This is a genomic window from Arthrobacter sp. 05T423 (assembly GCF_056396245.1).
The window spans coordinates 1-14738 of the sequence record NZ_JBFTLC010000026.1; the positions used below are offsets into that span (position 1 = coordinate 1).

13 protein-coding genes and 1 pseudogene are annotated in these 14738 nt (G+C 69.3%); 3 read left to right on the forward strand and 11 right to left on the reverse strand.

Going from position 1 to position 14738, the window contains the following annotated elements; genetic code table 11:
• Window positions 1-166 (forward strand): annotated as a pseudogene (locus tag AC1DFE_RS17255) (IS1380 family transposase); the annotation flags it as partial.
• A gap of 178 nt (window positions 167-344) precedes the next feature.
• Here the strand turns inward: AC1DFE_RS17255 and AC1DFE_RS17260 are convergent.
• The gene (locus AC1DFE_RS17260) at window positions 345-1094 is read right to left on the reverse strand and encodes a 3-hydroxybutyrate dehydrogenase (protein ID WP_476907168.1); all 750 of its coding nucleotides are present in this window, start codon (window positions 1092-1094) and stop codon (window positions 345-347) included.
• A 169-nt stretch (window positions 1095-1263) separates the two neighbouring features.
• Here AC1DFE_RS17260 and AC1DFE_RS17265 point away from each other — a divergent pair, with 169 nt between their 5' ends.
• Entirely contained in the window at window positions 1264-2181 is a 918-nt protein-coding gene (locus AC1DFE_RS17265; RefSeq protein WP_476907102.1) for a LysR family transcriptional regulator, read from the forward strand.
• Here the strand turns inward: AC1DFE_RS17265 and AC1DFE_RS17270 are convergent.
• The 3 genes from AC1DFE_RS17270 to AC1DFE_RS17280 all read right to left on the reverse strand — a co-directional run bounded on the left by AC1DFE_RS17270 (window position 2151) and on the right by AC1DFE_RS17280 (window position 6318).
• Complete coding sequence (locus AC1DFE_RS17270) at window positions 2151-3203, reverse strand: spermidine synthase (protein ID WP_476907103.1); 1053 nt, start codon at window positions 3201-3203, stop codon at window positions 2151-2153. The two genes, AC1DFE_RS17265 and AC1DFE_RS17270, sit on opposite strands and share 31 nt — an antisense overlap.
• 83 nt (window positions 3204-3286) lie before the next feature.
• Complete coding sequence (gene rfaE2, locus AC1DFE_RS17275; protein WP_476907169.1) at window positions 3287-4789, reverse strand: D-glycero-beta-D-manno-heptose 1-phosphate adenylyltransferase; 1503 nt, start codon at window positions 4787-4789, stop codon at window positions 3287-3289.
• A 110-nt stretch (window positions 4790-4899) separates the two neighbouring features.
• The gene (locus AC1DFE_RS17280; protein ID WP_476907104.1) at window positions 4900-6318 is read right to left on the reverse strand and encodes an aldehyde dehydrogenase family protein; all 1419 of its coding nucleotides are present in this window, start codon (window positions 6316-6318) and stop codon (window positions 4900-4902) included.
• 358 nt (window positions 6319-6676) lie between these two features.
• Between AC1DFE_RS17280 and AC1DFE_RS17285 the strand changes: the two genes are divergently transcribed.
• Window positions 6677-7963 carry a glycosyltransferase family 9 protein gene (locus tag AC1DFE_RS17285; protein WP_476907105.1) on the forward strand — a complete coding sequence of 429 codons (1287 nt, stop codon included), beginning with the start codon at window positions 6677-6679 and terminating at the stop codon, window positions 7961-7963.
• Here AC1DFE_RS17285 and AC1DFE_RS17290 read toward each other — a convergent pair.
• From AC1DFE_RS17290 to AC1DFE_RS17320, 7 genes are read right to left on the reverse strand one after another with little or no spacing between them, the layout of a single operon-like run.
• Window positions 7929-8630: an SDR family oxidoreductase gene (locus tag AC1DFE_RS17290; protein ID WP_476907106.1), complete on the reverse strand. Its 702-nt coding sequence runs from the start codon at window positions 8628-8630 to the stop codon at window positions 7929-7931. The genes AC1DFE_RS17285 and AC1DFE_RS17290 overlap by 35 nt on opposite strands.
• Window positions 8631-8673: 43 nt before the next feature.
• A complete protein-coding gene (locus tag AC1DFE_RS17295) occupies window positions 8674-10047 on the reverse strand; it encodes a PfkB family carbohydrate kinase (protein ID WP_476907107.1) in 1374 nt (457 codons plus the stop codon).
• The gene (locus AC1DFE_RS17300) at window positions 10044-10706 is read right to left on the reverse strand and encodes a D-sedoheptulose-7-phosphate isomerase (RefSeq protein WP_476907170.1); all 663 of its coding nucleotides are present in this window, start codon (window positions 10704-10706) and stop codon (window positions 10044-10046) included. Before AC1DFE_RS17300 ends, AC1DFE_RS17295 begins: the two co-directional genes overlap by 4 nt.
• Window positions 10707-10756: 50 nt before the next feature.
• Window positions 10757-12010, reverse strand: a complete 1254-nt coding sequence (locus tag AC1DFE_RS17305; protein WP_476907108.1) for a glycosyltransferase — start codon at window positions 12008-12010, stop codon at window positions 10757-10759.
• Window positions 12007-13122, reverse strand: coding sequence for a glycosyltransferase (locus AC1DFE_RS17310; protein WP_476907109.1), 1116 nt, complete (start codon window positions 13120-13122; stop codon window positions 12007-12009). Before AC1DFE_RS17310 ends, AC1DFE_RS17305 begins: the two co-directional genes overlap by 4 nt.
• Window positions 13119-14195 (reverse strand): glycosyltransferase family 9 protein, encoded by a 1077-nt coding sequence (locus AC1DFE_RS17315; protein ID WP_476907110.1) that lies wholly within the window; start codon window positions 14193-14195, stop codon window positions 13119-13121. The genes AC1DFE_RS17310 and AC1DFE_RS17315 overlap by 4 nt, the downstream gene beginning before the upstream one ends.
• Window positions 14192-14728, reverse strand: coding sequence for a D-glycero-alpha-D-manno-heptose-1,7-bisphosphate 7-phosphatase (locus AC1DFE_RS17320; RefSeq protein ID WP_476907111.1), 537 nt, complete (start codon window positions 14726-14728; stop codon window positions 14192-14194). Before AC1DFE_RS17320 ends, AC1DFE_RS17315 begins: the two co-directional genes overlap by 4 nt.
• Window positions 14729-14738 lie beyond the last annotated feature (10 nt).

Consider the following 14738-nt stretch of genomic DNA (forward strand, 5'->3'; position numbering starts at 1 on the left):
CATCAAACGCTGGCGCTACCGGGTGTTCTCCATTGCCGGGAAAATCATCACCCGCGCCCGCCGGAACCAACTGTTGCTGCCGGAATCAGCCCCAGAAAGGGACCTTCTGAAACTGCTGCTGGAGAACACCGGCCGCCTCAAACAACTCCTGCCCGCTCCCGGCTGAGCCCCGGCTGATCGTGTCCCGACGACCAGCACACAACCGGATGTGGAACCGGCGCCAAGCCCGAGGCGAACCAACGGGCCACACCAGACTGCCCGAAAACAGAAAACAACCACCGATCAACCAGCCACTCAACGCAGCGACCCTCACGCACGACTATGAAAAATCGGGGCTAACAGGCTCACCGGGCAGACCAGCCCCCGTCCATCGTGTAGCTGGCCCCGGTGACCATTCCGGCGGCGTTGGAGGACAGCCAGGCGACCAGCGAGGCCACCTCTTCGGGTTCCACCAACCGTTTCACGGCGGACTCCGTGAGCATCACCTTCGCCAGGACCTCCGCCTCCGGAATACCGTGGACACGCGCCTGGTCCGCGATCTGCTTCTCCACCAGCGGTGTGCGCACATAGCCAGGGTTGATGCAGTTCGACGTGACGCCGTGCTCGCCGCCCTCAAGCGCTGTCACCTTGCTCAGCCCCTCAAGACCGTGCTTTGCCGAGACATAGGCGCTCTTGAAGGGGGAAGCCCGGAGGCCATGCACCGACGACAGGTTGATGATGCGTCCGAAGCCGTTGGCGTACATGTGCGGCAGCGCGGCACGGATCAGCAGGAAGGGCGCCTCCAGCATGAGCGCCAGGATCCGCCGGAACGCCACGGGATCGAAGTCCTCGATCGGGCTGATGCGCTGGATGCCGGCGTTGTTCACCAGGATGTCGCAGTCCAGGCTCAGAGCGGCCAGCGCCTCCACGTCCAGGAGGTCAACGGCCCAGGCCGTGCCGCCCACCTCATCGGCGAGGGCCGCGGCACCGGCTTCATCGACGTCGGCCACCACCACCTTCGCTCCCCGTGCGGCCAGTTCCCGTACGCACGCAGCGCCGATCCCACTGGCGCCGCCGGTGACCAGGGCCTTGCGGCCGGTCAGGTTCTTTTCCACGTCCGGACCTTGTGCGTCCACAGTCTGCTCCTCCAAGTGTCCACGCTGACACGCGCCGCCACGCCGTTCACTTCCAACACGTGCAGCACTTCCGATTCACCGAGTATTCCTGCAGAAGCAATGCGGTTCAATAACTAATCAGGCACTCGATTCGTGCAAAATTGCAGATATGGATGCCAACCCGGATGACCTGCTGGTGCTGCTCGCCGTCTCCCGTTCGGCAAAATTCACCGCTGCGGCGCAGGTCCTTGGACTAAACCACACCACCGTTTCACGCCGGATCGCCGCTTTGGAAAAAGCCCTGGGCGGCAGGGTCCTCGCCCGGGCTTCCGGGGGCTGGGAGCTGACGGAGCTCGGCGCCCAGGCTGTGCTGGTTGCTGAGCAGGTGGAAACCGCGGTGCGCGCGCTGGGACCGTCAGGCCGCCCGCCTGACCCGATCACCGGCGTCGTACGAATGACGGCGACCGACGGCTTCAGCGCCTATATCGCGGCGCCGGCGGTGGCGCGGTTGCGCCGGGACCACCCGGGGCTCAGCGTGGAGATCGTCACCGTCACGCGCCGGGCGCTCCAGCAGCGCTCGGGACTGGACATCGAGGTGGTGGTGGGCGAGCCCCAGGTGCACCGGGCCGAGGCGTTCCGGCTGGGCGAATACGAGCTCGGCATGTACGCCTCCCGCGCCTACATCGAGGCCAACGGGATGCCGGAGTCGGTGGAGGCCCTGACGGCGCATCCGCTCGTGTACTTCGTGGACTCCATGCTGCAGGTGGACGACCTCGATGCACCGCGGCGGCTGGTGCCGGCCATGCGCGACAGCGTCAGCTCCACCAACGTGTTCGTGCACGTCGAGGCCACCCGGGCCGGAGCCGGCGTCGGGTTTCTCCCTTGTTTCATGGCCGACCGGCACGAGGACCTGGTGCGCCTGCTGCCCGTGAACATCGCCGAACGGCTGCCCTACTGGATGGTGCTGCGCCCCGACTCGATGCGCCGCCCCGCCGTCGCCGCAGTGGTGACGGCGCTGCGTGAACAAACCACGGCGCACCGGGAGTGGCTGCTGGGTCAGGGACGCGGCGGCTCAGCCGCCGACTGAAGGGAAGACCCGGGGTCGGCGATTGTTGCGGGCTCAGTAGACGGCCCGGGATCTGCGGGCGGCGGGGCGTCCATCCTGGGTTTGGTCTCTGCACGCGGCCCGCGGTCGTGGCGCACCCGGGCCCCGGCGGCGAAGGCCCGCACCTTGGCATCGTTCCACATGTGGGCGGGGACTGCCCCGCCCAGGAGCCGGCGCGCGAGCTGCGGATCGTCGTCGAACGGCTGGTCACTGCCGGCCATCACCATGTTGCCGTAGCGGCGCCCCTTCAGCATGGCAGGGTCCGCAATGATGATGGTGTGCTCGAACGCGGCCGCGATGGTGGCCGCATCCTCACGGGCATTCTTCAGGTCCGGGCCGTCCCCCGAATTCACCACATAGATACCGCCGGGGGCGAGCACCCGGCGCACGTGCCCGTTGAACTCGGCCGTGGTCAGCGGTGAGGGCGTCACCGCGCCAGCGAAGACGTCCCGGATAATGAAGTCGCGGGTGTCCGGGGTGAGGGTTTCCGTCACGGCGCGGGCCTCGCCGACGCGCAGCCGCAGCAACGGGGCCTTGGGAAGGTCGAACCAGCCGCGGACGTATTCGGCAAGCTTCCCGTCCAGTTCCACCACCACCTGCCGCGCGTCCGGATAGGCGGCGTGGAAGTAGCGGGCAAGCGAGCACGCTCCGCCGCCCAAATGCAGACCCCGCAGCCTGGGCTTGGTTTCCGGTGGCCAGCGGGACTCGATGAGCGCGGACATCCAGCGCATGTATTCGAAGTCGAGGAACAACGGATCGGCAAGGTCGATGTGCGAACTCATCACGCCGTTGATGCGCAGGAGCCAGCCGGTGGAGTTGTCCTGGTCGGCGATGAGCTCGCAGTCGCCGGTGTCGATGTAGTAGACGCCCTCAACGGGTCCACCAGGACGCGCTCCCCTGGATACTTCCAGCACGTCCGCGGCGGCTGCGGCGCCTTTTCTGCCTCCTGATTTGGTGGCCGCTTTGGCTCCTGGCTTCCCACCTGGCTTGATGCGCCGTGCCATCAGTTCCCCGCCGCTTCCGTCATGCTTTAAGCCTAGTTGACCGCGGGGCGCCCTTGATCTCGCTCCCCGCCCCGGCAGCGCGTCTACGCTTCCGGCACGGGCGCTCCCTCGCCGTTGCGGATGCGCTGGACCATGGCCGTGGTGGGACGTTCAGCCACATAGTCGAGGATCGTGACCGTGCCGCCGTAGGCCTCCACGGCCCCGGTTTCGGCCAGCATCTCCGGGGTGTAGTCGCCGCCCTTGGCGTAGATTTCGGGCCGCAACTGTTCGATCAGGGGAATCGGCGTCGGGGTATCGAAGACGGTCACGTAGTCCACGCAGCTCAAGGCGGCAATCACGGCTGCGCGGTCCGCCACGCTGTTGATGGGACGGTCCGGCCCCTTGAGCTTCCGGACGGAGTCGTCGCTGTTGAGCGCCACCACCAGGATGTCGCCGAGCTGCTTGGCCTGGTTCAGGTAGCGCGTATGCCCGCGGTGCAGGACGTCGAAGCAGCCGTTGGTCAGCACCACGCGCTGCCCGTCGCTGCGGTGGGCACGGATATGCCTCTCCAGTTCATCGGCCGCCAGGGCGGTGTCAGCGAAGCTTTCCAGGTAGCGGCCCAGCTCGTCCGTACCGCAGACCGACGTCCCGGGATGGTGGACCACCACATCCGCGGCCGCCTGCGCCAGGTCCAGGCTGGCCGTCAGCGGCAGCGCGGCGGCACGGGCGAGGGTCAATGCCGCCACGAACGTGTCACCCGCGCCGGAGGCCTGCTTCTCGGTGGCGGGCCGTGCCCATGTCCGGTGCGGGTTTCCGGCCGCCGGGATGAGAACCGTTCCGTCCCGGTCCAGCGTGACCACGACGGCGCGTGCCCCCGTCGCCTGCAGCAGCTCGCCGCCGTGCTTCGTCACCACCGCGGCGCGTTCGGGCCCGCTGCCGAGCCGGAGGTCCAGCATCCTGGCCGCCTCCTGCGCGTTGGGCGTGACCAGGTCCGGCCCAAGCGGCGCCCACGGACGGGGATCGTGCGCGTCCACCACCACAAGGGTGTCCTGTCCGCGCCGGGCAAGGGATTCGATCAGCCGGCGGCGGACCGGTTCCGCGAGGACACCCGTTCCGTAGTCGCAGATCACCACCGCATTCCGGCGTCCGACGGCGGCGGGAACCGCCGCTTCGAACGTCGCCAGGGCGTCGGGCGGAACAGCTGCCGCGGAGTCGTCGAAGCGCAGGAGAACCTGGCCGCCGCTGCTGATCCGGATCTTGGTGGTGGTGACCATGTCCGGGTGCCCCGAGAGCAAGCTGGTATCCACGCCCGCGGCGACCAGCTGACGCCTAAGTTCCGCACCGGCGTCGTCCGTCCCGATGATTCCTGCCACGCTCACGCTCGCACCCAGGGCAGCCAAATTCATGGCCGTGTTGGCGGCACCGCCGGGGGCAAAGTTGCGGCGGGCGATGTCCACCACCGGAGCCGGGGCCTCGCGGCACATCCTGTCGATCGTGCCGGTCCACCAGCCGTCGAGCATGAAGTCGCCAACCACAGTAACGGCAGGCCGTTCCTGGGCCAGCCGCCGGGGCAGCCACGCCGCAAGGCCACGCTGTTGGGAAAGCACCGGTTCGGAAAGCTGGGGCTCCGAAAGCCGGGGTTCCAAACTCTCCGGTTTGGAAAGCTGGGAGGTGCCGTCGTCCGCCGGGAGTCCCCCGACGCCGGGTGCCGGGGCCGTCACGACGCTTCCCCTTGGGTTTCATTGGCTGGCGGCGCAGCGATGTGCACTACCTTGACCCGGGTGAATTCGTCCAGGAGCTCGGGACCGTAGCCAAACCCGTGACCGCTCTCGCCGCGGGGCTGCGCGGCCCCGCCCGGTGCGCCACCGAACACCTCGTTGACCTTAACCGTCCCCACCTGCAACGTGGCGATGGCCTGCTGGGCGTGGGCGATGCTGCCGGTCAGGACTGTTGCGGCCAGTCCGTATCGGCCGGCCGCCGCAAGGGCGAGCCCTTCCTCGAAGCTGTCCACCACGCGAACCGGGGCCACCGGGCCGAACGTTTCCTCGGCCATGACGTCCATGGTGTCGGTGCAGTCCACGAGGACCGTCGCCGGATAGAAGGCTCCGGGCCCGTCCGGGACCTCGCCGCCCTCCAGCGCCCCGGCGCCCAGCTGCAGCGCCTCGGCCACGTGCCGGTGGACGGTGTCCCGCATCCTGGTGTCCACGAGGGGCGCAAGCCGATGTTGAGTGTTCCGGTCCCGGGCCTGGCCGGCGAGCGCCTGGCAAAACGGTTCGGCGATGGACCGGTGGACGTAGATCCGCTCAACCGATGTGCAGATTTGTCCGCTGTTGCTGAAGGCCCCGATCGCCGCCTGTTCCGCGGCCCAGCCGGGATCCACGTCCGCATCCACCAGCAGCGGATCGTTCCCGCCGTTTTCCCGGATGACGTGGGCGCCCGTCAGCACAGCCGCCCGCGCAATCAGGTCACCTGTTGCGCTGGAACCGACGTGGGCGAACATATCAACGTCCGGCTGCTGCGTCAGGAGGATCCCGACGCCGGCCCCGCCGGTCAGCGTGACCAGCACGTCGGGCGGAAATGCCGGCGCCAGCGCCTCCCCCAACAGCCTTCCCAGGTGCGGGCAGCGCTCGCTCGGTTTATGAATGGCGGTGTTCCCGGTGACCAGGGCGGCGCCGATGAGCCCGCAGGCCACCGCGACGGGATCGTTCCACGGGGTCAGCAGGACAGCCACGCCGCGGGGCTCGGCGACGGTGTAGTCCGCTGCGAGCACGTTGCCGCGCAGGCTGTGCCCGCGGTGTAAGGGTCCGAGCTCTGCATACTGCTCCAGCGTGGAGACACCGGCGGCAATGCCGGCCAGGGCCTCGTCCACCGGCCGGCCTGTCTCCTGCGCGTTCAGTTCAGCAAGCCCGGCGGCGGCTGCCTCGAGCGCCCGGGCGGCCTCGCGCAACTGCTTGCCACGCTCCCCCGGGCGCGTGGCAGCCCAGCCGGGCTGGGCGGCGCGGGCAGCCGCCACGGCACCTGCCACATCGTCTGCGCCGGCGACGGGAAGGCCGCCGACGGTTTCCCCGCTTCGGGGGTTCAGGATGGTGAGCGTATCTTCCGCGTTGGCCAGCTCGCTGGCGATGGTCGATTGCATGTGGCTCCTCACTGGGATGGCCTGTGCACCGGGGCTACAGGCGCTGGGTCTCCAGACGCTGGCCTCAAGACACTGCTCTTAAGACACTGGTCCTTGGCATGCTGCTCAGTGTTGCCGGGCGTCCGTTCCCGCCCTCTCTGAGGTGATCCGTACCCCAGCTTCGAAGGCTTTACACGCTCAGACGGCAGGAGTTTTCCGAGCCCGCGGGCCGGGTTGTATCGGGTGGGCAGGGAACTCGCGGCCCGGGCATCCTGAGGTGGCAATACTGGGCCGATGCACCGTAGGGTGGCTCCACTGAACCCATCCCGACCTGAACCCATCCCGACCTGAAAGGTCCGGAGCCGAGAGGGCTGACACCATGGAACTCTTCAACGCCGACTTCGGCGGAGCACGCATCACGGGGCAAGGAATCGGCCCGGTTTTGGAACCCTTCAGCGGTGTCTCCCGCATCGCCGTTCTCCGCGGCGGCGGGCTGGGTGACCTGATGTTTGCGCTCCCGGCGGTGGCAGCTTTGAAGGCCGCCTATCCTGGCGCCAGCGTCACCCTGCTGTGCACGCCGGTGCAGGCTGAGCTTCTGTCCCAGGTAGCGGGGCCGGTGGATGAGACGGTGATCTTGCCGTTTTCCGAGGGGGTCCGCCCGGGGCCGGAAGACGACGACGAACTGGAACGGTTCTTTTCCGCGATGCGCGCCAAGAACTTTGACCTGGCCGTCCAGCTCCATGGCGGCGGCCGCTACTCAAATCCCTTCCTGCTCCGCCTCGGAGCCCGCCACACCGTGGGCACCAGAACCCCGGACGCCACCGCGCTGGAGCGGACCGTGCCCTACGTTTACTACCAGCACGAGCCGCTCCGGGCCCTCGAGGTTGCTGGATTCGCCGGGGCACCTCCCCGTGAGCTGGAATCCAGGCTCGAGGCGCTGCCGGAGTTTGGCCAGCAGCTCGAGCAGGAGCTGCCATTTGAGAATGTCCGGGCTGGGCTGGCCGATGCCGGGGCCCGGCAGGGCGACGGCAGCCCACAGGCCGACGGCGGACCCGGGCATCAGCGCGTGCTGGTGATCCACCCGGGTGCGACGGACCCGCGCCGCCGCTGGCCGGCCGAGCGCTTTGCCGCGGTGGCCCGCAAGGCGGCCGGCGACGGCTTCCGGGTTTTTGTGGTGGGCGACAGCAGCGAAAAGGAGCTGGCCGAGACGGTGGTTGAACTCACCGTCGAACATTCCCAGCCAGACCAGTCGAGTACAGGCGGGTCCGGCACGGCACTGCCGGCCGTGCAGTCGCGGCCGGCTGTACAGTCACTGGCCGGAAAACTCAGCCTCGGCGGGCTTGCCGCGCTGCTGGCGCGGAGCGCCGTGGTGGTGGCTAACGACAGCGGTCCGCGCCACCTGGCCCAGGCCCTTGGCACCCCCACGGTGGGCGTTTACTGGGCGGGCAACGCCATCAACGCTGCCCCGCTGGGCCGGAGCATGCACCGGGTCCATCTCGGCTGGGTCACGCGCTGCCCGGTGTGCGGCGTGGACGTCACCCAGGTCGGGTGGACGGCCCCACGGTGCCCCCATGACGAGTCCACCGTGAAGGCCGTCGAACCCGCGGAAGTCTACGAGGATGTCCTCCAACTCACGGCCACGAACCCTCTTCCTCATGGCAAATAAGCATTTCGCGGACCTCGCAGCCGGTGGGCTGGGACAGCACGAACAGAATCGCCTGAGCCACATTGCCGGGATCGTTCAGTCGTGAGTCGTCCTGCGGTTTGTACTGCTCGGCGCGGTCGTCGAAGAAGCGCGTCTTCATGCCGCCGGGAATCATGGTGGTCACGCCGATCTCGCCGCCGGTTTCGGCCGCCAGCGAATGGCTGAAACCCACCACCGCGAATTTTGAGGCGCAGTAGGCGGTGGCCTCCGGCAGGGCCCGTTTGCCCAGAGTGGACGCGATGGTGACCACCCTTCCGCGGGACTCCTTCAGGTACGGAAGGGCCGCGCGGACCACTGACACCGTGCCCATCAGGTTGACGCCGATGACGCGTTCCCATTCATCCGCTGCCACGTCTTCCAGCTTTCCGCACCGGTCAATCCCGGCAGCGGTGACCACGGCATCCAGCCCGTCCAGGGTCTCGGCTGCCTGCCGGACAGCTTCGGTCACGGCAATGCGGTCCGAGACGTCCACCTCGAACGCCTTCGCCGCGGCCACATTCCGGATGTCCCGGTCAAGCACCACGGGGGTTCCCCCGGCTTTCAGCACGGCGTCGACGACGGCTGCCCCCAGTCCGGAGGCACCGCCGGTTACCAGGACCCGGCCGGGCCGGATAGTCGATTCAGTCATGGTGTTCCTTTCATTCGGGTCTAATACAAGATCGTGATGCGGTTCAGCTGACCTTTGCCAGGGCGTCCGCGAGGACGGACGTGGACCGGGCCTGGTGGAACGGCACCGTCATGCAGCGCCCTCCCCAGCTCTCGACCAGGCCGGCCTCGGGCAGCTCTGCGGCACGGTAGTCGCCGCCCTTCACCCAGATGTCCGGCCGCAGCGTTTCCAGGCAGGCCTCCGGGGTGTCTTCCCCGAAAACCAGGACGGCGTCCACGCACTCGAGTGCCAGCAGGAGCTCGGCCCGGTCCTGCTGGCTCACGATGGGCCGCTGCTCGCCCTTGATCCGGCGCACCGACTCGTCCGAGTTCAGGCACACGATCAGGCAGTCGCCGAGGTCCCTGGCGGCCGCCAGCGTGCGGGCATGGCCGGCATGCAGCAGGTCGAAGCAGCCTCCGGTGGCCACGACGGTTCCGCCGCCGGCGCGCACCCGCCGGGCAAGGCCGACGGCGTCCTCCTCGCGGATGTGGTGCCAGACTGGCCGGTGGCGGTCCGGCAGGGAGGCCACTCCGCCGGCGCCGAGGAAGGCGGCGGCCTCGTTGATCGCGAGTTCCGCGGCGTCTCTGAGGCTTCGGCCCTCCGCCAGGTGCACGGCCAGGCTGGCTGCGAGCCGGTCGCCGGCGCCGCAGGGATCGGTGACCTCGGTGGGAGGGGCCGGTATGGTCACGGGTGGCGTGTCGCGCCCGGACAGCAGGCCGCCCTGCTCCCCCATGGTCACGAGGACCGCCTGGCATTGCCAGCGGTCCAGCAGTGTTTTGCCTACGGCGTTGCCGACGGCGGCAACCGCCGCAGGCGTTCCGCTGCCGGAACCAGCGGCCTTGGCGGCCTCGGACAGATTGGGGGTCACCACGGCCACGCCGGGCACCGGCACGGCGCCGGAGGGGTGCGGGTCCCACACAATAGGAATGTCGGCGGCGCGGGCCTCGAGCAACCCCCGGATCTCCGGATTAGCGGCAACCCCTCTGCCGTAGTCGGCCACGATGATCACCCCGGCCTGGTCCAGCGCGCGGAGCATGCCTGCGGTGGCCGCCGGCACCGCCGGCCGCTCGCACCCCTCATCCACCCGCACCACCGGCTGGCGGCCCGCCCGGACCCGGGTCTTCACAGGCGTTCTCACGCCGGAGGGCCCGGAGACAACCCGAACCCCGGCGAGCGCGCGTTCCAGGGCCAGGGAGGCGTCGTCGTCGGAAAGCACGGTCACCAGGGTGACCCGGTGGCCGTCCTGCGCCAGCATCCGGGCCACAAGTCCGGCTCCGCCGGCGCGGCGCCGGACGTCGGAAACGTCCACCACCGGCACCGGCGCGTCCGGGCACAGCCGTGTTGCCTCACCGGAAAGGTCCACGTCCAGCAAAACGTCGCCCACCACTGTAATCCTCATCCGCGATCAGCCTCCGGCCCGGGACTGCCCTGGCCCCTGCGGTCCACCTCGGCTTCAAAGGCCCGACACATGGCGTGCAGTGCAATCAGGTGTCCCTCCTGCGCATTGGCCGAGATGGCATCGATCGCCACGGCATCATCGCAGCAGGACGCCAGCGGGTTGGGCGCAGGCCCGGTCAGGGCCCACGTGGTCACGTTCAGCCTGGCCGCCGCCTCGGCGGCACGGAGCAGGTTGGGGCTCTGGCCGCTCGTGGACAGCAGCACGAGGATGTCCCCCGACCTGCCGTGGGCGCGGACCTGCCGAGCGAAGAGCTCTGCGTAGCCGTAGTCATTGGCTATGGCCGTGACCGCCGAACTTTCCGCATGCAGGGAGATCGCGGAAAAGGGCATCCGCTCGCCGTCGAACCTGCCCACGAGCTCCGCGGTCAGGTGCTGCGCTTCGGCCGCGGACCCGCCGTTCCCAGCAGCGAGCAGCTTCTGTCCGCTGAGCAGGCGCTGGGCCAGCTCCACGCCCCAGCCGGCCAGCCTGTCGGCCTGGCTTTCCAGGGACCGCAGGGCGGGCAGGACGTTTTCCAGGTGGGTCCGCACTGCCTCCCGCGAGCCCGCACTCGCCTCAGGCCCGGCCGGGACGCGGGTGGCGAGCGTGTCCGGGGAGGAAATACCAACCCGGTGCAGGGCAGGAAGCTCAGCCTCCCGAAGGGATTCCGGAGTCACAGTGCCGCTCCTTCCATCGGTTCCAGGCTTCCGGCCTCCGCGGTGCCGGCGATTGCCAGTTGATAGGCCTTTTCCGTTTCGGCGGCCACCCTGTTCCAGGAGTAGCGGGCCTTCGCCCGCCGCTCGCCGGCCCGTCCGAGTTTCGCGCGAACGTCCGGGCTGTCCAGCAGCGTGCCGACAGCCTCCGCAATGGCTTCGGGGTCCTTTGGCGGGACGTGCAGGCCGGTTCCGCGGTCCACCACGCTGTCCGTCAGTCCTCCCACCGCAGCGGCGACCACCGGAACACCGCAGGCCATGGCCTCCAGGGGAACAATGCCGAAGGGCTCGTACCAGGGAGTGCAGACCACGGCATCCGCACTTCTGAAAATTCCGGGCATCGCCTCCCTGGGCACCTGGCCCCGAAGCTCCACATGGCCCGCCACACCGAGGTCCCGGGCGAGGTCCAGCAGCCGGCGCGCCTCAGGCTCCTGGCCGCCCGCGTCCGCCCCGCCACCCACGATCAGCAGCTCGACGTCGTCGAACCCCGCCTTCAGCAGGTACGGCAGCGCGCGGATCACCAGGTCCACGCCCTTGCGCGGAACCAGCCGGCCCACGGACAGGATCCGGTGCGAACGGGCAGGGGCGTCGGCCGGGCCATCGCTGGAGAAGAGGTCCAGGTCCACCCCGCAGGGAGCGATGGAAACCCGTCGCGTGTCAATCCCCATCGCCCTCAACTCGAAGACCTCGTCGGAGCACGTGGCCACGATGCGGTCAGCGGACCGGCCCACGGACGGTTCAAGGAAGCGCCTCTCTGCCGGGCTCGTGTCGGCGGCGCCTTGGTGTCGGCGCTTGACCGTGCCCAGTGCGTGGAAGGTCTGCACCACGGGAACCCGGAAACCGCCCGGCTCCCGGCGGGCAGCGTTTAGCGCGGCTACGCCGGACATCCAGAAGTGGCCGTGCACCACGTGCGGCGGCGAGTCACCCCAGTCCTGGACCACCCCGTCCGCCAGCGCACCCATGAAGGGGAGCAGTTCGTCCTTGGGCACATGTTCGGCCGGCCCGGCATCCACGTGGACCACCTCGAGCCGGGGATGCACCCGCACCCTCGTTGGCAGGTCCGCTGCGTCGCGCCTCGTGTACACCGTCACCCGGTGTCCCCGCCGGGCCAGGGCCGACGACAGGGCGGCGACGTGGACGTTCTGGCCGCCCGCATCCACTCCGCCGAGCGCGGCCAAAGGACTGGCGTGTTCCGAAATCATTGAGATCTTCAATGTGCATTCCCTTCTCGCGCCGCGGACAGGGCATCCGGTCCGGACCCCTTCAAAGCTGCACCCTCCGATGCCACTCCCTCCGAAGACTTCCCCCTTGGCATGCCGCCCTGTCCTGAAAGCTCCAGTCCCGGTCCTGAAAGCTCCGGTCCCGCCGGCACCAGATCCGCCAGCACCTCGTCCCAGTCCGCCAGGAAACGCTTAAGCCCGTAGCGCTCAAGCGCGGCCTCCCGCGCAGCCTTGCCCCGCCGTAGGGCCTCCTCCGGATCATTGACCAGAAGACGGGCACACCGGCGCAGTTCTTCCACGTCGGTGGAGATGCAGCCCGCCTCGGGCGGGACGGCCCGTGACGCCTCGGTGGTTGCCAGCGCCAGGACCGGCATGCCCAGGTGCATGGCCTCCAGCAGCGCCAGCCCCAACGAGGTCCAACGGAGCGGGTGGAGGTAGGCACGGCAGCGGGCCAACTCACGGTGGAGCTCCGCGGTTTTCAGATCGCCCCGGACGGTGAGGCGGGGCGCCGGGATGCCGGTGGCCTCGGCCAGCCCGTCGCCCCCCATGCCGAAGACCTGAAGCGGGGCTGCGGTGGCGAAGCGGGGCAGCAGGTCCGTGCCGGTCACGCGTCCGCGGCGCACCGGTTCGTTGACCACGACGCCCAGCTCCGGAACCTCGCCTGTGTAGAGGTGGCCGGGGTCCGCGATGCCGTGCTCGATGACCTTGGTCGGTGCCCGGCCGCTGTCCCAGAACAGCTCGTTGAAGTGGGTCACATGGACGATCGGGATGCCGCGCTGCTCGCCGAGCGGATGCACGGTGAAGGGAACATCGCCCTTGGGGGTGTTGTGTTCCACGTACACAGCGGGAAGATCGACGCCGGGCCGGCGGCCCAGGACGCGCGTCACTTCTGCGGCTTCGTCCGGCCGCTGGAGCACGACGGCGTCAATGCTGCCGGCGTCCAGCTCCGCGAGGGCGGCCTCCCGCACGGAAGCGGGCCAGTCCCGGCCAGCCCGGCCCAGGCCCCAGGGGCCGCCGCCGGGAAGCACAGGCAGCAGGTATTCGTGCCTGCCGCGGACGAAGGCGTCCGTCCACGAGCCGTGGACGTGCCAGAGCAGGATTCTCATTGTTTCCGGACCTTTCTCCGTGTGCTGAGCGAGGAGACACCGCTCAGCAGGCGTTCGACCGCTTCCACCACCTGTTCCGGCGAGACGGAGCTCAGGCAGGGATGTCCCGGTACCGGACAGATGCGTGCACGGCTGAGCCGGCACGGCGCGTTCTGGTCTCCCAGCAGTTCCAGCGGGACGCCGTACGGTGCCCAGCGGACGGCCGGAACAACAGGCGAGAACAGGCTCACCACCGGCGTTCCGACGGCGGCGGCCAGGTGTGCGGGGCCGGTGTTTCCGGTGACCACAGCGTCCGCGTTGGCCAGGACACCGGACAGCGTCGACAGGTCCGTCCGGCCGCCCAGATCGATGGCGGAGGGGCCGGCCACCGTTGCCGTGAGGGCAGTCTCCCCCGGTCCGCCGGTTACCACCACCCGGTGGCCGGCGCCCTCCAGCAGTTCCACGGCCGCAGCATGGTGGAGCGGAGGCCAGGCCCGGGCAGGGACCGTTGCCCCTGGATGGACCACCACGTAGGGGCCGTCCCCCACCAGGTGCCGGATGTTTGGTGCGTCCTTGACCATGAGCTTTCCGTCGTCGCCCGTCTTCAGCTGGAAGCCCGCAGCCCGGGCGATGCCCAGAGCCCGCACGGCCTCCGGCTGGTCCTCAGGAAAGTCCTCGCCGGGTTTCAGCCGGACGTCCAGGAGCGAGCCCGCATAGTCGGTGGAGGCCCCGGTGATGCGCTCCACGCCGGCCAGCCGCAACAGGAGAGCCAGGGGAAGCGGCGACTGGTGGAAGGAGGTGAGGATGACCGATTCTGTGATGCGGGAGTTCCGGACAAAGTTCACCAGCGAGTCCAGATGGGGGCCGGTCACTTGAGGGGCGGGATTGCTGATCCACGGGGTGTCCCAGGCAAAAACGTCCGCAACGTTGGGCAGCAGCGAGGCTGCCGCGTGGCCCTGGGGGCCGCAAAGCACGACGACGTCGTTGGAGCTGCCGCCGTCGGCCCGCCGCCCGTTCGCCACGGCCCGGACTGCCGGGCCCGCCAGGAGGACGTCACCGACGCTGTCCAACCGGGCCACAAGGACCCTGCTCATGCCGGTCCCTGGAGCAGCAGGGTGACCGCCTGCTCGAGGTCCGCGGCAACCTCGCGGGCGGCGTCAATTTCCTCGGCCCGGGTCTGCGGAGTGGGAACCAGGACGCCCCGAGCACCGGCAGCCGCGGCGGCCTCGACGTCGCTGCCGATGTCACCGATGAAGGCCGCCTCCGACGGCTCGATGCCCAGACGCCGGCAGGCGCTGTGGATCATGCCCGGGGCCGGCTTACGGCACAGGCAGCCGTCCCCGGCCCCGTGCGGGCAGACTTCCCAGATGTCAAAGGGACCCAGCAGGTCCTCCACCCGCGCGTTCACGCTATTGACTTCCGCTGCCGTCAACAGGCCCCGGGCGATGCCGGACTGGTTGCTCAGGACGCCGGTGGCCAGTCCTCGGCTGCGCACTTGATCGAGGACTTTCCGCGCACCCGGGTACGGCTCAACCCGCCGCGGATCCCCGTTGTACGGCACGTCAACCACGAGGGTGCCGTCCCGGTCGAACAGCACAGCCTTGAGCGAAGGAGCGTTGCTAGCCATACCCCCTCCG